Origin of the sequence: Acinetobacter sp. AOR18_HL (genome assembly GCF_027855145.1) — a bacterium.
GTDB classification, from domain to species: Bacteria; Pseudomonadota; Gammaproteobacteria; order Pseudomonadales; family Moraxellaceae; genus Acinetobacter; species Acinetobacter pittii.
This window is the reverse complement of the sequence record NZ_JAKTIG010000037.1, coordinates 22,783-40,289: the sequence shown is the minus strand read 5'-3', so window position 1 is coordinate 40,289 and position 17,507 is coordinate 22,783. Positions and strand designations below refer to the sequence as shown.

The window sequence follows — 17,507 nt, the reverse complement described above, 5'->3', positions numbered from 1 at the left end:
CGTTTAATTGTTCGAAGTAATTCATTTCGCTCTAGCGAGCTACTCTTTGTATCTTTCCATGGTTTCGCATTTTTTCTAGGTGGAATCACCGCATGTGCTTGCCGATCTGCAATGACCTGACGGCATTGCTTGGTGTCATAAGCTCCATCGGTATAAACAGAGTCAATCTGCTCATCTTGTGGAATCTGATTAAGTAAATCACCAAGCACCTGTGAATCACAGACATTATTGGTTGTGAGCTGAATAGCGCGTATTTGTAGGGTTTTGGCATCTATACCAATATGTAGTTTACGCCATTGGCGACGATATTCAGCTCCATGTTTCTTGCGTTTCCATTCGCCCTCACCTAGAAACTTCATCCCTGTAGAGTCTACGAGTAGATGCAGCCCATCGCTACTTTTTTGGTAGCTGATTGCAATATCAATATGCTTTTGTCTTCTACAAAGCGTACTGTAATCTGGTGCGGTCCAATTTAATCCGCAAAGTTTAATCAGACTTTGCACAAAGCCAGTGACCATACGTAAAGATAGACGGAATAAGGATTTAATCATTAAGCAGCATTGGATGGCTGCGTCGGAGTAGGTTTGATTTCGCCCTTGTTTGCCTTTTGATGGAGCATACCATTGCGTAGCAGGATCAAACCAAAGGGCAATATTTCCGCGATTAATGAGTGCTCGGTTATATGCGGGCCAATTGGTTGTGCGGTAGATTTTGTGTGTAGGCTTCTTCATTTGAAAATTATATCGCTGAAAAAGCCTTTACAGATAGGTTTGTGCAACAAAGCCACCGAACACTCAACTGAGCCATCGTGAATGTAAAACAGAAGTGCCAGTGACGATTGTTGACGTGACTTTCTTTGGGATATATTTAAAAATGGATGATATTTCGCAGCTTGATTTTGTGAATGATCATCCACGTGATTTGGCACTGCATTTAGAAGATGAAGAAGGTCCTTTCTCGATTGAGTGTTTAATCTTTGAAGCTACTGAACAAGGAATACGTGCTTTATTTAAACATGGCAGTTTTGAGCTTGCTGACCGTTTAAGTCGTTTTATCGCTCGCCAAAAGCTAGCCGTATAAAATTTAATTTTTTCATAAGTGGAAGTCTCAAAAATTATGAGACTTCCATTTATTATTTTATTTGAGCGTGAATAATCCAAACTAAGTCGCCTAAATGCTCTTCATGGCTATCTTGAGAAACTTCCCCAAAAAATATTTGTGGCTGTTCAATAGTAACCTGCTCAAATTCTGTATCTTTAAAAAAGTCATTAACTTCTTGTGGACTTTTGAAATGAAAACTAAATGAACTGCGAGACATGAGTTTAAGTAACTTACTACTATTCCAGATAATACTAGCAAGTTTGTTTTTAACTGGTTCAGGGTAGAGGTCTGTTAAATAGTGAAACTTTTTAAAAGTAACACCATAGTGGCCAATCGATTGGATCAATTGTTTTAATAAATTTTTATCAAAATAATTAATTAAACCTTCACTAATCACAACCAGTGGGCGGTTAGGGTCAAATACTTCAAATGCTTGTGCAAAAGCTTCTGTAAATAAATCAACTGATAAGATTTCAGGTGCATTTTTTTCAATTTGCTGTAACGCATTTTGTTTGGTTTGTGCCATATCGGGCAAATCAAGCTCCCGATAGGTAATAGAAGGGTAATGTTGTCTAAACCACCAGCCACGTGGCGACAAGCCACATGCTATTTCAAGCACCTGTAAATCAGGATTTTCTTGAATGAGTTGTTCTAAATGGTGATCAAGCATGGTGTGGCGTTGTTTGAGCGTCGTGCGCATGCTACCGCCCACATATTTCTCTGCCCATGATTCTATCGGGTGAACTAAATATGCCAATGATTTGCCTTTGGTTGTGGCAAGTGCTTCATGAGAGATTCCCATTTGATACCAGATATAACCCGTATAGTGGGCTGTAAAAGAGATGTGGCGGTGTTTTGAAAGTTGTTGTGTCATTCGTCCTGAACTCGATTTATTGTTTTTGTGTGATCTTCATTATTTATAAAAATGAAGAATTTTTACTGCATTGATGTTGAATGAACCTGCATGACGGAGTCCTGTCAATTAGGTTAGCATTTTGGGATGAACTTTCAGTTGGAGTTACTTTTCTTTCGGGAAAAGTAACCAAAACCATTGTCATACGCAAAACCTGTTCACTTTCTGAATCTATCAAATATATTGAAGCAATCAATATCCTTCAGCAGATGAGTAGGTTGCGTATGACTTAACCGCGTATCAGATAGTGAATAGGTTTTTGTAGCCAATTAAAATTTTTACTAACTTAAATCGAATTTTTAAACTCTTCAATGGCTGTTTTGACAGCTTGCCACTCATTTCCAAGCGATAAGGTTTCACCGATCTGAATTTGTGGAATTTGGCCGCGCATGCGTTCTAAACGCTCTTGGTTTGGTAGTTCTAAGTTTGTAATACCTTCGAGCGCTGTACAGGCTGCACTTCGGTCATTACACACCAGTCCCATGTCACACCCAGCCGCTAGAGCAGCCTGAATACGCGCATCTGCCCCCCCTGCGACACAAGCAGCCTGCATGCTTAAGTCATCAGAGAAAAGTACACCATCAAACTTCAAACGCTTGCGTAGAACTTCTTGAATCCAGAAAGGTGAAAAACCTGCTGGATTTGGATCAACTTGATCATAAATCACATGTGCAGGCATGAGCGCATCAAGCTGAGGCATAAGCTTAATGAAGCTTTGCATATCATGGTTATAAATTTCGTCATAGCTACGGCTGTCGATTGCAGCAGCAACATGAGAGTCGGCTTTCACAGAACCGTGGCCTGGGAAATGTTTGCCCGTATTTGCCATTCCAGCTTTTTTCATGCCTTGCATAAATGCGCCTGCAAGTGGGGCAATATCTTCAATATTTTTAGAGAAGCCACGGTCGCCAATCACGTCACTAATTGCATTAAGATCTAAAACTGGTGCAAAACTAAAATCGATGCCGACTGCAAGAACTTCTGTTGCCATTAACCAACCGCACTGTTCAGCCAGCTCAAGTGCTTTTTGAGGTTGAGTTAAATATAAATCCCCAAAACGGCCCATGGCTGGTAATACGGTAAAACCTGATCTTAGTCGTTGAACTCGGCCACCTTCTTGGTCAACAGCAATCAAAATATCTGGGCGAATTTGACGCATATGGTCGGTTAAAGCACGTACTTGTTGTGGAGATTCAATATTTCGTGCAAATAAAATCATGCCACCGACTTGCGGAGCGCGTAATAGTTCAATATCTTCTTGAGTAAGTTCTGTGCCGGCGATGTCCAGCATCAATGCGCCAATCATATTGGTTCCATTTGAATTTTGATTGAAAAACAATAAGCGAATTTTGCAATGTTTTGCTACATTTTGTCAGTACAGAATATGATAAAACTACACGGTATAAACAATTTAGTTGGTTAAGATTTTGAATCTGCTTAGTTCATATCGAAAACAGAGCGTGTAAGATAGGAACACCCAAGGAAGTATTAAAAATTTATGAAACTTCAAACTATAGCTTGTGCAGTAGCGATCGCGACTGGCGGTTTATTCTTCTCTCATACGATGAATGAAGCGAGAGCGGCAACCAATACTGCTGCGGTTTCTCAATCAATCCAGCCAACGCAAGAACAGGCTTTGGTGGCTCGCCAACTGGCAACTTTAGTTGATCGTCAACATTATTTAAATATGCGTCTGGATGCGAACACATCAAATCGTATTCTGGATATGTATTTAGATAGCCTTGATCCAGATCACTCATTATTTCTAGATTCTGAAGTTCAAAATTATAAAAAACTATATGGTTCAAATTTTGGTGCTTCATTAAAAGCGGGGAATTTAACTGGACCGTTTGCAATTCATCAGCAATATCGTGAACGCTTAAAACAATTTTATGAGTTCATGTTAGCTGAGTTAAAACAACAGCAAAATTTAAAGCAGCCTAATAGTTATATTGAAGTTGATCGTGAAAAAGCACCATATTTTAAAACGACTGCTGAGCAACAGAATCATTGGCGAAAAATGTTGGTTTCACAGTTAATCAACTTAACCATTAGCCGTGAAGAAGAGCAGGCGAAGCAAAAAGCGCTTAAAGAGAATCCTTCACTTGCAAATGGGCAAGACTTAACTGGCCCAGAAGATTTAACGCCAGCCCAAACGTTAACTAAACGTTATACGCGTCAGCTTGAAAGAATTAGTCGTGTGAAAAGCGATGACGTCTTGGATAAAACATTAAATGCAATGTTGGCAACTTATGATCCACATAGTAACTATTACCCGCCAATTGATGCGATAGAACTTAATCGCCAAACTACCTTGCAGCTTGAAGGTATTGGTGTGTCGATTCGTCCAGAACGTGGCAACGAAGATTACACCAAAATTGAAACCATTGTAGAAGGTGGCCCTGCAAGTAAGTCTGGTCAAGTGAAATCAGGAGATCGAATCATTGGTGTCGCTCAAGAAGGCGAGAAAATGATTGATGTGATTGGCTGGACAAGTTCTGAAATTGTTGGGCTTATTCGTGGTAAGCGCGGAACGAAAGTCACGCTAAAACTTCTTGGTGCTGGCGCATCAATGAGTCAGGCTCGTAATGTGACTTTAGTACGCGATGTTATTCAAGAAGAAGATGCTGGTGTTCGTTCACGCACAGTTGAAGTGACACGTGATGGTAAAAAGCATGTGTTGGGCGTAATTGAAATTCCATCGTTCTATTTTGACTATCGTTCACGTCGTGCGGGTAAACAATATCGTTCAGTTTCTGAAGATACTGCAAATGCTTTTGAGGCGCTAAAAGCGAAAAAAGTAGAAGGTATTATTATTGACTTACGTAATGACCCGGGTGGCTCATTAGAAGAAGTTGCACGTATGTTGGGGCAGGTGATTAAGTCTGGCCCGGTAGTACAAATTCGTGATGGGAATGGCAACGTAAGCGTGTTTGAAGATAACGATGGCGGTCAGCAAATTTATACAGGTCCACTCGCGGTATTGGTGAACTTGGCATCTGCATCGGCAAGTGAGATTTACTCTGCTGCAATTCAAGATTATGAGCGCGGTATTATTATTGGTAGTACAACCACTGGTAAGGGTACAGCTCAGGTACAACTTGATACTCTGGCATATGGTCAAGCGACTTTAACTCAGCGTAAGTTCTATCGTATTACAGGTGGTAGTACACAAAATAAAGGTGTAGTGCCAGACATTAAACTCGTCGACATCTATAACGAAGAGTTTGGTGAGCGTAAATCGAAGAATGCGTTGAAGTGGGACACAATTCCTACTGCACCATTTAAACGAGAGGGTTCTGTTCAGCCTTATGTGACAAAGTTGTCCCAATTCTCTGAACAACGTGTTGGCAATGACGCTCAGTTTAAATATCTAAATAAACGTACTGCGATTGCTAAGGTGACGAGTGATCAAAAACAAGTAGTACTTGATATTGATAAGCGCCGTGCTGAATTACTTGGCTTAGAGAAACAAACTTTAGATGCAGAAAATGAACGCCGTGCTGCAACGGGTCAAAAGCCTTTTGCAAACTGGGAAAGCTATCAAGCTTCATTAGATGCTCTAGCTGAATCTCGCGCTAAAATGAAAGCATCGCAACGTCCAGCGTTACCAGAAGAGGAAACTTTTGTGACTGAAGCTGCTAATGTACTCATGGATTATGCAAAATTGCAAAATCGCTAAGAGTTACTAGAATTTAAGAAAAAGCATGCTGTCATCAGTGTGCTTTTTTTATTTTTCATGTCAGTAAACTGTCATGCATTTATCATCAAAATGTCAAAAAAACTGCTTAATCTTTAAGCATGAAAATAAATACATTGATGGATGGCGCTATGCAAAGTTCATATGCGACAGCACTATTAAAACAACAGCAACTTCCTGAAAGCTTCCAATTCTTTTTTAAACAAAAGCAGCAGCTATCTAATGCACATTCATTGCATGATTTGGTGCGCCCACGTTTAAAAATTGCGATTGTAACGGAAACTTGGCCACCCGAAATCAATGGTGTGGCACTTTCATTATTGCAGTTATGCCAAGGTTTACAAAAACAGGGGCATAAGATTTTACTGATTTGCCCAGAGCAAAAAGCGAAATGTCATGACTTTACGCCAGAGCAAGAATGTCTGGTGATGTCGCAGGCGATTCCAAAATATCCAACTTTACAATTTGGTTGGCCACAATATTTAAAAGTATCGAAAGCTTTTGAAAAGTTTGTGCCAGATGTTGTGCACATCGTGACTGAAGGGCCGTTAGGTTTAACCGCCATGCAGGCTGCTAAGGCAAAAGCTATTCCTGTTTCGAGCGGCTTTCATTCGCCATTTCAAGACTTTAGTCGTTTCTTCGATTTGGCTTTTTTAGTCAAACCGATTCAAAAATACCTGTGCTGGTTTCACAATAACACTCAAGTGACCTGTGTGCCGAGTAAAGATACTCAAGAAGCATTACGCGGTTTTGGTATTACTTGTCCACTGGTTGTCGTTGGGCGTGGCGTAGATACGACCAGATTTTCACCGAAGCATCGCTCTGAAAATTTGCGAAAACAATGGGATGCTGATGATAATACTCGCGTTATGCTTTATGTGGGGCGTTTGTCTCCCGAAAAAGAAGTGCAAGTGCTCATTGAAAGTTATGCGAACCTAAAAACCATTCAGCCACATAAAACTAAATTAATTATTGTGGGAGATGGCCCAGATTTTGCTCGTTTAAAGTCACTACCTGAAGCGAAGGGTGTTATCTTTACCGGAAGTCTAAGAGGTCAGGATTTGGCGGCTGCCTATGCGAGTGCAGATGTATTCGTATTTGCGAGTCAAGTTGAAACGTTTGGTAACGTAGTTTTAGAGGCAATGGCAAGCGGTTTACCAGTTATAGCGTATGATTATGCATGTGCACATCAATACTTAACACATGGTGTGAATGGCTGGTTAAGCCCACTTGGACAAAAAAACCACTTTATACAACAAATTTATCAGCTTCCTTCGGTACAACAACTTAGAGAAATGGGCGTACAAGCCTGTCATAAAGTACAGCAAAGCGGTTGGCAACTTCCGGTTCAGCAATTGGAGCAGGCATTTTATCAGGTAGTGAAGGAGCCCTCGTTGGACTTCACCTAAGTATCCTAAGATAGGAGAATGACCATGAAATTTAAGAATGCAAAAATAAAAATACTCGATTTAGATTTGAGAGGCTGTTTATATCTGAACAATTTCTCTCACTCACAGCGTGTTGCCCTTTTTTTCAAAATTATCAGTCGTGTTGGTGATGGTCCATTTTGGTATCTAATGTTGGCAATCGTGTGGGGCATGCAAGGTATCACCTATAGCTTGCAAATTATCTACTTGTTGCTAGGTGGTTCTGTCGGCACAGCAATTTATAAATTTTTAAAACATAAGACAACGCGACCACGTCCTTATCAGGTGCATCAGGTGATTGTGCTTGGTGAAAGACCGCTTGATCACTTTAGTTTTCCATCAGGCCACACACTTCATGCAGTCATGGTGACAATTGTATTGGGTTACATCCAGCCAGTTTTGCTTGCTGCCATGTTCCCATTTATGGTGCTTGTCGCTTTGTCTCGTATGGTACTGGGTCTTCATTATCCAAGTGATGTGATTGTTGGTGCGCTAATTGGTGCAGCGGTCGCGGCTACGATTATTTTTGTGGCGCCATTATTGAACATCGCTTTATAAGCATCGGTAATTTTTATCAGCTTAAGCTATCGATTAAGTTTGTGGATTTGCTAAAGTACACAGTTCGTGATTTAGCAGATTAAACAGATAGGAGCCGCTATGGGCTTACGTTGGACAGATACCATTGATATTGCCATTGAATTGTCAGAAGCACATCCAGAAGTTGATCCGCAATGGATCCGTTTTACCGATTTACATGCATGGGTGTGCGCATTGCCAGACTTCAGTGATGACCCAAATAAATCGACAGAAGGATTGCTAGAAGGCATTCAGATGGCCTGGATAGACGAAGTTCGCTAAAAATAGTAGAAAAATCGCAACTTTTACACATTCAAAGCTGATTATTGCCTATGACATCGGTATAATGCGGCAAATTTTTTTAAAGTTTAAATCTTAAAATAAAGGAGCCACTCATGGCTATTGAACGTACTTTGTCTATCGTAAAACCTGATGCAGTGTCTAAAAACCACATCGGTGAAATTTTTGCTCGTTTTGAAAAAGCGGGTTTAAAAATTGTTGCGACTAAAATGAAACACCTTTCTCAAGCTGATGCTGAAGGTTTCTATGCTGAGCATAAAGAACGTGGTTTCTTTGGTGACTTAGTTGCATTCATGACTTCTGGTCCAGTTGTAGTATCTGTTCTTGAAGGCGAAAATGCAGTTCTTGCACACCGTGAAATCTTAGGCGCTACAAACCCTAAAGAAGCTGCTCCTGGTACGATTCGTGCTGACTTCGCTGTAAGCATCGACGAAAACGCTGCTCACGGTTCTGACTCAGTTGCTTCTGCAGAGCGTGAAATTGCTTACTTCTTTGCTGACAACGAGATCTGCCCACGCACTCGTTAATCGAAAGCATTCAAACCAGATAAGTGGTATACTACTTATCTGGTTTTTTTATTCTCTTAAGAGAATATTGTTTGATTCTTGAACAATATCTTCAGTTTTTTGACATGGTTTAGGTAAATACACATGAGTTCTGCAGTGGTCGTTTCATCTGAAAATCTTGATGGACAGCAGCAATCTTCGTCCACGCCGGTAATCCCTGCTGCCGAAAATAAAGTGAATTTACTCGGCATGTCTCGTCCTGAGTTAGAAAAATTCTTTGAAGATATTGGCGAGAAAAAGTTTCGTGCCGGACAGGTCATGAAATGGATACATCAATACTTTGTTACTGACTTTGCTGAAATGACCAATATTTCAGGCAAACTACGTGCGAAGCTTGAACAGATTTGTGAAATTAAAGCTCCTGAAGTGGTTCACCGTCATTACTCAAAAGATGGTACACGTAAGTGGGTGTTTCGCGTAGGTGAGGGTGCAGGTTCTTTAGTTGAAACTGTATTAATTCCTGCCGAAGATAAGACTGGATTACGTAAAACGCTTTGTATTTCCTCTCAAGTGGGCTGCGCATTAGATTGCTCATTTTGTTCAACAGGTAAACAAGGTTTCCAACGTGATTTAACGCCAGATGAAATTATTGGGCAACTCTGGATGGCAAATTATTCTTATATGGAAGAAGTGCCTGTTGCTGAGCGCGAACGCTCAGTTACCAATGTTGTGATGATGGGCATGGGTGAGCCATTGCTCAACTATGATGCTGTATTAAGCTCAATGCAGATTATGCTTGATGACTTTGCTTATGGCATGTCAAAACGTCGTGTGACTTTATCGACATCAGGTGTTGTACCAAAAATTGATCAACTTGCAAAAGATATTGATGTGGCTTTAGCCATTTCTTTACATGCGCCAAATGATGAATTACGTAACGAATTGGTACCTATTAATAAAAAATATCCATTGGCTCAGTTAATTGCAGCATGTCAGCGTTATATTGCCAAAGATGGTAATGAAAGTACGCGTAAACATGTGACGATTGAATATGTGATGTTAGAAGGCGTGAATGATCAGCCTGAACATGCACAGCAAATGATTAAATTATTAAAAAATTTACCAAGTAAAATTAACTTGATTCCGTTTAACCCGTTCCCGCATGCGCCATATGGTCGCTCAAGCCGAAATCGTATTATCTCGTTCCAAAAAACTTTGTCTGATGCGGGATTTGTGTGTACGATTCGTCAAACACGTGGTGATGATATTGACGCTGCATGTGGGCAGTTAGTAGGTCAAGTGGCTGACAGAACCCGCCGTGCTGAACAGTGGCAGAAAAAAGTCACACAGCGTCAAGAGATTTTGCGTACACAAGGATAAATTGAGGGCAGGCTTTGAGTATTCCAAAGTTAAAAACGGTCTTATGTATGGGGATTGCAGTTGCATTTCTGGTAAGTGGTTGCCAGACAACGCATACGCAAAAAAAAGACCCAGAGAAAGCGGTAAAGGTGCGTACACAACTTGCTGCTGAACATATCCGTTCGGGTGACTTGGACTCAGCAAAGCGAGCTCTTGATCAAGCTTTAAGTGTAGATAGCCGCGATGCTACTGCAAATATGATGATGGGTATTTTGCTACAGCAAGAAGGTAGCAAACCCAATTTAGAAAAAGCAGAACATTATTTTAAAAGAGCAATTTCATCTGAACCGGATAATGCTCAAGCACATAATAATTATGGTACTTATTTATATCAAATGGAGCGTTATAATGATGCGGTTGAGCAATTTCGTATTGCTGGCGCAACATTAGGTTATGACCAACGCTATCAGGCATTAGAAAATCTGGGGCGTATTTATTTAAAATTGGGTGATGTTGCGAATGCTGAAAAAACATTCAAACAAGCACTCCTTGCTAACCGCGACTCTTATATTTCAATGTTAGAGTTAGCGGAAATTTTTTATTTGCAGCAGCAGATTCCGGCTGCTACACAAATGTATGAGCAATATGTTCGTACAGTGGGGCAGAAAAATCAGGGTGCAAGAGCACTTTGGATTGGTGTAAGAGTGGCTCGAGCCAATGCGGATAAAATGGGAATGCAAGTGTTAGTAAACCAGTTACGTGCTTTGTTCCCGGAAAGTCCAGAATATCAACGTTATTTGCAATTACAGTATAGTACTGAGGCCGTATGGAAATAAATCCTAATTCACAGCAGCCAACTGGCTCAAGCTTACCGACTTCTGCTTTAGGAAATATTCAACGTCCTGGCGAGTATTTACGTCAAATTCGAGTTGCTCAGAATAAAGAGTTAGGGCAAGTTTCTTCAGATTTAAATATGCCGGTTAAGACCTTGACCGCTTTAGAGCAAGATGACTATAAATCATTGCCGGAAGCGACTTTCATTAAGGGTTATTACCGTTCATATGCAAAATATTTAAATACGGACGCGACGGCAATAATTCAGCGTTTCGATGAGATTTATGCAAATGATACTGGGCTGTTACCAAATCATGCCTTAAATAATTCGCCAATTAAAATCATGGGTAAACTCCCGGGTTCTAATAGTGATCGTAATAAGAAATGGTTAAAACGCATATTTCTTGCTGTTGTAATTCTTGCTGTTGTGTCATTGCTTGTTATGGGTGTCCAAAAATGGACTTCAAAGAAAGAAGATGCTGATTTACCTAAAGTAAATCAATCGAATGTTGAAGTTTTACCTATGCAAGGGGCTACCACCTCAACAGTGGGTGACCAATTGGTGTTAAACTTTAACCGACCAACTTCTGTTCATATTGTTGATGCAACAGGTAAAGTTTTGGCGACAGGTCGTCAGTCATCAACTTTAAACTTAAATGGTGAGTCTCCATTCCAGATTCGTCTTGATGATGCAACCGCTGTGTCATTAAGTCTAAACCAAGAACAGATTTCATTGTCTCCATATACGGTAAACGGTAAAGCAGAATTCCGTTTATCCCGCTAATACCATGAGTTGAGCGATACAATGATAGAGAACCCAATTAAACGTCGACCAACACGTAAAATCCGTGTTGGTTCGGTGTATGTCGGTGGCGATGCACCTATTAGTGTGCAAAGTATGACAAATACCGAAACTTGCGATGTCGATGCAACCGTTGCTCAAATCGAGCGTTGCGTTGATGCAGGTGCTGATATTATGCGTGTTTCGGTCCCATCTATGGAAGCTGCTGAGGCATTTGGTGCGATCCGTAAACGTGTTTCAGTTCCATTGGTGGCTGATATTCACTTTGACCATAGAATTGCTCTGGCAGTTGCAGACTATGGTGCAGACTGTTTACGTATTAACCCAGGCAATATTGGCTCAGACCAGAAAGTGCGTGAAGTCGTTGCTGCGGCGCGTCATCATGGCATTTCTATGCGTATTGGCGTCAATGCGGGTTCTTTAGAAAAAGATTTACAAAAGAAATATGGCGAACCTACAGGTGAGGCGCTGCTTGAATCAGCACTACGTCATATTGATATTTTAGATCGTCTCAACTTCCATGAATTTAAAGTCAGCGTAAAAGCATCAAATGTGTTTTTAACCATGGATGCTTATCGTTTACTTTCAAAGCAAATTGATAACCCATTACATCTAGGTGTGACTGAAGCTGGTATTTATCGTACAGGTACTGTGAAGTCGGCGATTGCCCTTGGCGGATTGTTGATGGAAGGTATTGGCGATACGATGCGTATTTCGCTTGCCGCCGAACCGGAAGATGAAATCAAGATTGGTTTTGATATCTTAAAATCACTAGGACTTCGTTCTAACGGTATTAACTTTATTGCTTGCCCAAGTTGCTCTCGCCAAGAATTTAATGTTATTCAGGTAATGCAAGCATTGGAAGAGCGTTTAGAAGATATTCGTACTCCAATGGATGTGTCGGTAATTGGCTGTAAAGTAAACGGCCCAGGTGAAGCAAAAGAAGCCGATATCGGGGTCGTTGGGGCTGCGCCTCGCTCATTGGTTTATCGTAATGGTGAAAAAAGCCATTTAATCGATACCGATCAATTGGTTGATGAAATCGAAACTATGGTTCGTCAACGTGTCCAAGAGCTTGAAGAAGCTAAATCTAAAGAAATTATTCGTAGTTCATCATGAGTTCAATCGTCGCAATCAAAGGTTTTAATGACATCTTGCCAACGCAAACAGTAGCGTGGAGACGTCTCGAGCAACATTTAGCATCTTTAATGGATGCTTATGGATATCAACAAATTCGTTTGCCGATCGTTGAACAAACGGGCTTGTTTAAACGTGCTATTGGTGATGCTACCGATATTGTTGAAAAAGAAATGTATACCTTTTTTGACAAAGGTAATCCACCAGAGTCATTAACCTTACGTCCAGAGGGTACTGCAGGTTGTGTTCGTGCTTTGGTTGAACATAATTTGTTGCGCGGTGCTACGCCACGCGTGTGGTATATGGGACCTATGTTCCGTTATGAAAAACCACAAAAAGGACGTTACCGTCAGTTCCACCAATTTGGTGTGGAAACTTTCGGTGTTGCGACTCCTGATATTGAAGCTGAAGTTATCTTGATGACAGCTCGATTATGGAAACGTATGGGCGTTGATCACATGGTTCAACTTGAGTTGAATACTTTGGGTGAAAAAGATGAGCGTACAGAGTATCGTAATGCTTTGGTTGCGTTTTTAAATGAGCATAAAGATGCGTTGGATGAAGATTCACAGCGCCGTTTAACAACGAATCCACTACGTATTTTGGATTCTAAAATTGAATCGACTCAGAAAATTCTGGAAAATGCGCCGAAATTATATGACTTTTTGAAAGAAGATAGTTTAAGTCACTTCCAACAATTACAAGACTATTTGACTGCTGCGGGTGTTAAATTTGTCATTAATCAAAAATTGGTGCGTGGTCTGGATTACTACAATAAAACCGTTTTTGAATGGACAACAACTGCACTTGGTTCGCAAGGTACGGTGTGTGGCGGTGGTCGTTATGATGGTCTTGTTGGTCAGCTAAAAGGTAAGCCAGATCAATCTGTACCTGCTGTTGGCTTTGGTATGGGGATGGAGCGTTTATTGCTTCTGGTTGAGCAAGTTGAACAGGCTCAAGTTATTCGTGATTGTGAAGTCTTCTTGGTTGCAGAACCTGCTTATCAAACTAAGGCTTTGATTTTAGCGGAACAATTACGTGACCAGTTAGAAGCTGAAAATAGCAGTATTCGAATCAAAACAGGTTCACAAGGCAGTATGAAGAGTCAGATGAAAAAAGCTGATCAGGCTGGGGCTGTTTACGCCATGATTTTAGGTGAGCGTGAATGGGAAGCACAGCAACTTGCTATCAAAGAGTTAGCAACAGCTGAGCAGTCTCAAGTTGCGCTGGCTGAGCTTGTACCATTCTTAATCGAAAAATTTACAAAATAAACTGAAACATCTGGAAAAGGACAATCACATGAGTGTAAGTGATGAAGAACAATTCGACAGCTTAAAGTCGTTCGCCAAAAAATATGGTTCTGCCATGATTAGCGGGATTCTCATTGCATTGATTGCCTTTTTTGGGTGGGAATATTGGCAAAAAAGAAATCTTGCGAGCAGCCAGACAGAAACTGCAAAAGTACAGCAGTTAATGGATGAGGCAAATGCAAGTGCTGATAATCCTAATGCTTTAACTTCGGTCACTGCATCGGCAGATAAAATCGTAAAAGATGATATCAATTCTGTTCAGGCGATACAGACTCAGTTTGTATTAGCAAAATTAGCCTATGAAAAACAGGATTATGCTGCTGCTGAAAAAGCATTGAAGAAAGTTGAAAATTCAAAAGTAAAAGATGAAGGTTTGATTCAGGTTGTAAAATTGCGTTTAGCAGATGCACAATTGGCGCAAAACAAATATGATGAAGCACTAAAAACCTTGTCTGGTAACGTCGATCCTGCATTTAAAGCAACAGTAGAAGAGTTACGTGGTGATATCTTTGTTGCTAAGAAAGATGTTGATTCTGCTAAAAAAGCGTATCAGGCAGCATGGGATTCGTTACTGGAACGTAAACAAGAACGACAAATTTTACAAATTAAACTCGAAAGTGTTGGCGTTTTAGTTGAAGATCCACAGATTGAGCGCCCAATTTTGGAAACACAGGTGGAAGAGTCTTAATGAATCAGAAATTCAAACTGCCTTTGGCAATTGCAATCGCATCAGCTGTACTGGTGGGATGTTCTAGCAACAAAGTAAAAGAAGCAAAACCAAATCCACTACCGAAATTGACTGAGTCGAAAAAGACTCTAGTACCCGTGTTTTCGCGCAGTGTTTCTTCTACTGATAAGGCAGATCCATTACGTTTGCAGCTTGACGCAAGTGAGGGCGTGGTCTTTACGCTTGACCCAAAAGGTGAGGTCGCTGCATATCGTGGCAAGGAACGCATTTGGGAGAAAAAAGTCAGCAAATTAGGCTTGAGCTCTGGTGTTGAAGCTGCTGAAGGAATTGTTGTTGTTGGTAATAGTAAAGGTCAACTTTTTGCTTTAGATCAGGCAACAGGTGAACAAAAGTGGACTGCACAGTTATCTGGTGCACTATTAAGTCCTTCTTTAGTTCAGTCTGGACGCGTTATTACCATTGCTAATGATGGTACTGTATTTGCGCATGATGCTGGTTCAGGCCAACAAGTTTGGGCTTATAAATTACCAAATGTCCAATTTAGTTTACGTGGTCAGGCCTCACCGGTGAGTCTTGACCCGCGTACCGTATTAATCGCATCTGCGAATGCGTATGTTTATGCAATTGATACGATTAGTGGTATTCCACGTTTCCAACGCCGTGTTGCAGTAAGTGAAGGCCGTTCTGATATTCAACGTTTGATTGATATCGATGGTGATCCTGCAGTTGCTGGACAGTTTATGGTAACGACTAGTTTCCAAGGACAAGTGACCGTAACTGATCTAGCTTCTCAACGTGTAGTTTGGAGTGAAGACTCAAGTAGCACGAAGCGTCCAGAAGTTTATGACAATAAAGTATTTGTTTCATCAACTGATGGTAAGTTAACTGCTTATGATTTAACGACAGGCGAACAAGTTTGGCAAAATGATAGTTTATTAAACCGTCATTTAAGTAACCCTGTTGTGTTGGGATCGGATCTTATTGTTGGTGATTTAGATGGCGTATTACATCTTGTTGATCCTGCAACAGGTAAGTTGATTGGTCGTTCAAAAACAAGTGGTGAGGTCAATACATTACGTGTTATTGAGAACCAACTTTACGTTTCGACCAGAAAAGGCGATTTAAGTATTTGGCAGAATCGTTAATTTCGTTTGCTTGTGCTAAAATAGCCGCTTAACAAATTACGCTGTTAAAAAAATATCGGGGTGTTTGAATTAAATCAGTTCAAAGCCCCGTCTTTTATTATGGTCATATCTGACCTTAAAATATATCTCCTGTATTGTTTCTAATGCTCATGCCATGAGATATGGCTGGTCTTGAATTAAGGTTATTGTATGAAACCCGTTATTGCGCTCATTGGTCGTCCGAATGTCGGAAAATCAACGTTATTTAACCAGATTACCAAGAGTCGTGATGCACTTGTAGCCGACTTCGCGGGTCTGACTCGTGACCGTAAATATGGTGATGCGACTTATCAAAATAAGTCTTTCATTGTTGTTGATACTGGTGGTATCGGTGAGAGCGAAGGCGGTATCGATAACTACATGGCCGAGCAGTCAAAAACAGCAATCAATGAAGCAGATATTATTATTTTTGTGGTTGATGCTCGTGCCGGATTATTAGCTTCTGATGAGCAAATTGCTCGTGAACTACGTACTTTAGGCAAGAAAATTTATCTTGTTGCGAACAAGGTAGATGGTGTTCATGCTGAAGCAGCTTTAGTTGAGTTCTATAAACTTGGTATGGGTGAACCATTACAAGTTGCCGCTAGCCATGGTCGTGGCGTACAGCAAATGCTGGAAGATGTACTTGCAGAAGTTCCAGAAGATGAAAACCCTGAAGAACATGACAAAGATACTGGCTTACGTTTAGCAATTATTGGTCGTCCTAACGTTGGTAAGTCAACACTGGTCAACCGTCTGCTTGGTGAAGACCGTGTGGTGGCATTTGACCAACCAGGTACAACTCGTGACTCTATTTACATTCCTTTTGAGCGTGAAGGCCGTAAATACACCTTAATTGATACAGCAGGTGTGCGTCGTAAAGGTAAGGTTGATGAAATGATTGAGAAGTTCTCAATTGTTAAAACTTTGCAAGCCATGAAAGATGCACATGTTGTCGTAGTTGTAGTCGATGCGCGTGAAGGTATTGTTGAGCAAGACTTGCATTTAATTGGCTATGCGCTTGAAGCTGGTCGTGCCATGGTTATTGCCATCAACAAATGGGATAACATGTCTGAATATGACCGCAAGCAATGTAAGCTTGATGTTGAGCGTCGTTTTGACTTTATTCCATGGGCAAAAATCCATTTAATTTCTGCTTTACATGGAACTGGGGTAGGTGATTTATATCCTTCTATCCACCGTGCTTATGAGTCTGCGAACTTAAAAGTATCACCAGCTAAATTGACTCAAATTTTGAGTGATGCGACAGAAGCCCATCAACCACCAATGATTAGCGGTCGTCGTATTAAAATGCGTTATGCACATATGGGTGGTCAGAATCCACCGACTATTGTGATTCATGGTAATAAGGTTGATAAGACACCTGCCGATTATCGCCGTTATTTAGAAAACGTGTTCCGTAAAGTGTATAAACTCGAAGGTACACCAGTTCGTATTGACTTTAAAACTTCTGAAAACCCGTTTGAAGGTCGTAAGAGTCAGGTTGATGAACGTACTGCTGCACGTCGCCGTCGTTATATTCAGAAATTTAAGAAAGCAGAGAAAAAATTTAACCGTTAAGTTTTTTATTGTTCAAAAACCCAAAGTTTTCTTTGGGTTTTTTATTACATGGTTTAATAAGTTATTGGTATTTTTTATATTAGCTTTAGTCCCTCATGGGATGGATTTAG

Annotated in this window: 16 protein-coding genes and 1 pseudogene; 14 read left to right on the top strand and 3 right to left on the bottom strand. The window is 40.6% G+C overall.

Annotation, left to right across the window (positions count from 1 at the left end):
- On the bottom strand, positions 1-731 hold a 731-nt coding region (locus MKL51_RS11330), incomplete at its 3' end, for an IS5 family transposase (RefSeq protein WP_270893817.1).
- 55 nt (positions 732-786) lie between these two features.
- Between MKL51_RS11330 and MKL51_RS11325 the strand changes: the two are divergent.
- Positions 787-1,080 (top strand): annotated as a pseudogene (locus MKL51_RS11325) (alpha/beta fold hydrolase); the annotation flags it as partial.
- Positions 1,081-1,132: 52 nt separating this feature from the next.
- Here the strand turns inward: MKL51_RS11325 and MKL51_RS11320 are convergent.
- Positions 1,133-1,975, bottom strand: a complete 843-nt coding sequence (locus tag MKL51_RS11320) for a class I SAM-dependent methyltransferase (RefSeq protein ID WP_017385729.1) — start codon at positions 1,973-1,975, stop codon at positions 1,133-1,135.
- 325 nt (positions 1,976-2,300) lie between these two features.
- Positions 2,301-3,320: a beta-N-acetylhexosaminidase gene (nagZ, locus tag MKL51_RS11315; protein WP_017482035.1), complete on the bottom strand. Its 1,020-nt coding sequence runs from the start codon at positions 3,318-3,320 to the stop codon at positions 2,301-2,303.
- Between the two features lie 192 nt (positions 3,321-3,512).
- Here nagZ and MKL51_RS11310 point away from each other — a divergent pair, with 192 nt between their 5' ends.
- The 13 genes from MKL51_RS11310 (at position 3,513) to der (ending at position 17,397) form a co-directional block, all read left to right on the top strand.
- Positions 3,513-5,696: a carboxy terminal-processing peptidase gene (locus MKL51_RS11310; protein ID WP_017482036.1), complete on the top strand. Its 2,184-nt coding sequence runs from the start codon at positions 3,513-3,515 to the stop codon at positions 5,694-5,696.
- Between the two features lie 137 nt (positions 5,697-5,833).
- Entirely contained in the window at positions 5,834-7,123 is a 1,290-nt protein-coding gene (locus MKL51_RS11305) for a glycosyltransferase family 4 protein (protein ID WP_270904316.1), read from the top strand.
- Between the two features lie 24 nt (positions 7,124-7,147).
- Complete coding sequence (locus tag MKL51_RS11300) at positions 7,148-7,699, top strand: phosphatase PAP2 family protein (protein WP_017482038.1); 552 nt, start codon at positions 7,148-7,150, stop codon at positions 7,697-7,699.
- A 99-nt stretch (positions 7,700-7,798) separates the two neighbouring features.
- The gene (gene iscX / locus MKL51_RS11295; RefSeq protein ID WP_004698764.1) at positions 7,799-7,999 is read left to right on the top strand and encodes a Fe-S cluster assembly protein IscX; all 201 of its coding nucleotides are present in this window, start codon (positions 7,799-7,801) and stop codon (positions 7,997-7,999) included.
- A 113-nt stretch (positions 8,000-8,112) separates the two neighbouring features.
- The gene (gene ndk / locus MKL51_RS11290) at positions 8,113-8,544 is read left to right on the top strand and encodes a nucleoside-diphosphate kinase (RefSeq protein ID WP_000963851.1); all 432 of its coding nucleotides are present in this window, start codon (positions 8,113-8,115) and stop codon (positions 8,542-8,544) included.
- Between the two features lie 123 nt (positions 8,545-8,667).
- On the top strand, positions 8,668-9,903 hold the full coding sequence (gene rlmN / locus MKL51_RS11285; protein WP_002115097.1) for a 23S rRNA (adenine(2503)-C(2))-methyltransferase RlmN: 1,236 nt from the start codon (positions 8,668-8,670) through the stop codon (positions 9,901-9,903).
- A 14-nt stretch (positions 9,904-9,917) separates the two neighbouring features.
- Entirely contained in the window at positions 9,918-10,718 is an 801-nt protein-coding gene (gene pilW / locus MKL51_RS11280; protein ID WP_002114699.1) for a type IV pilus biogenesis/stability protein PilW, read from the top strand.
- Positions 10,709-11,500 (top strand): helix-turn-helix domain-containing protein, encoded by a 792-nt coding sequence (locus tag MKL51_RS11275; protein WP_017402542.1) that lies wholly within the window; start codon positions 10,709-10,711, stop codon positions 11,498-11,500. Before pilW ends, MKL51_RS11275 begins: the two co-directional genes overlap by 10 nt.
- A 21-nt stretch (positions 11,501-11,521) precedes the next feature.
- The gene (gene ispG / locus MKL51_RS11270) at positions 11,522-12,637 is read left to right on the top strand and encodes a flavodoxin-dependent (E)-4-hydroxy-3-methylbut-2-enyl-diphosphate synthase (protein ID WP_002115078.1); all 1,116 of its coding nucleotides are present in this window, start codon (positions 11,522-11,524) and stop codon (positions 12,635-12,637) included.
- A complete protein-coding gene (hisS, locus tag MKL51_RS11265; protein WP_017482039.1) occupies positions 12,634-13,926 on the top strand; it encodes a histidine--tRNA ligase in 1,293 nt (430 codons plus the stop codon). The genes ispG and hisS overlap by 4 nt, the downstream gene beginning before the upstream one ends.
- A 28-nt stretch (positions 13,927-13,954) precedes the next feature.
- Entirely contained in the window at positions 13,955-14,653 is a 699-nt protein-coding gene (locus tag MKL51_RS11260) for a YfgM family protein (RefSeq protein WP_005066180.1), read from the top strand.
- Complete coding sequence (bamB, locus tag MKL51_RS11255; RefSeq protein ID WP_005066182.1) at positions 14,653-15,798, top strand: outer membrane protein assembly factor BamB; 1,146 nt, start codon at positions 14,653-14,655, stop codon at positions 15,796-15,798. Before MKL51_RS11260 ends, bamB begins: the two co-directional genes overlap by 1 nt.
- Before the next feature lie 189 nt (positions 15,799-15,987).
- Entirely contained in the window at positions 15,988-17,397 is a 1,410-nt protein-coding gene (gene der, locus MKL51_RS11250; protein WP_005066184.1) for a ribosome biogenesis GTPase Der, read from the top strand.
- The last annotated feature ends 110 nt before the right edge of the window (positions 17,398-17,507 follow it).

What these genes read in the sequence shown, in the direction of transcription:
- MKL51_RS11320 (WP_017385729.1), bottom strand. Translation starts at nt 1,975, where the DNA reads ATGACACAACAACTTTCAAAACACCGCCACATCTCTTTTACAGCCCAC.
- nagZ (WP_017482035.1), bottom strand. Translation starts at nt 3,320, where the DNA reads ATGATTGGCGCATTGATGCTGGACATCGCCGGCACAGAACTTACTCAA.
- MKL51_RS11310 (WP_017482036.1), top strand. Translation starts at nt 3,513, where the DNA reads ATGAAACTTCAAACTATAGCTTGTGCAGTAGCGATCGCGACTGGCGGT.
- MKL51_RS11305 (WP_270904316.1), top strand. Translation starts at nt 5,834, where the DNA reads ATGGATGGCGCTATGCAAAGTTCATATGCGACAGCACTATTAAAACAA.
- MKL51_RS11300 (WP_017482038.1), top strand. Translation starts at nt 7,148, where the DNA reads ATGAAATTTAAGAATGCAAAAATAAAAATACTCGATTTAGATTTGAGA.
- iscX (WP_004698764.1), top strand. Translation starts at nt 7,799, where the DNA reads ATGGGCTTACGTTGGACAGATACCATTGATATTGCCATTGAATTGTCA.
- ndk (WP_000963851.1), top strand. Translation starts at nt 8,113, where the DNA reads ATGGCTATTGAACGTACTTTGTCTATCGTAAAACCTGATGCAGTGTCT.
- rlmN (WP_002115097.1), top strand. Translation starts at nt 8,668, where the DNA reads ATGAGTTCTGCAGTGGTCGTTTCATCTGAAAATCTTGATGGACAGCAG.
- MKL51_RS11275 (WP_017402542.1), top strand. Translation starts at nt 10,709, where the DNA reads ATGGAAATAAATCCTAATTCACAGCAGCCAACTGGCTCAAGCTTACCG.
- ispG (WP_002115078.1), top strand. Translation starts at nt 11,522, where the DNA reads ATGATAGAGAACCCAATTAAACGTCGACCAACACGTAAAATCCGTGTT.
- hisS (WP_017482039.1), top strand. Translation starts at nt 12,634, where the DNA reads ATGAGTTCAATCGTCGCAATCAAAGGTTTTAATGACATCTTGCCAACG.
- MKL51_RS11260 (WP_005066180.1), top strand. Translation starts at nt 13,955, where the DNA reads ATGAGTGTAAGTGATGAAGAACAATTCGACAGCTTAAAGTCGTTCGCC.
- bamB (WP_005066182.1), top strand. Translation starts at nt 14,653, where the DNA reads ATGAATCAGAAATTCAAACTGCCTTTGGCAATTGCAATCGCATCAGCT.
- der (WP_005066184.1), top strand. Translation starts at nt 15,988, where the DNA reads ATGAAACCCGTTATTGCGCTCATTGGTCGTCCGAATGTCGGAAAATCA.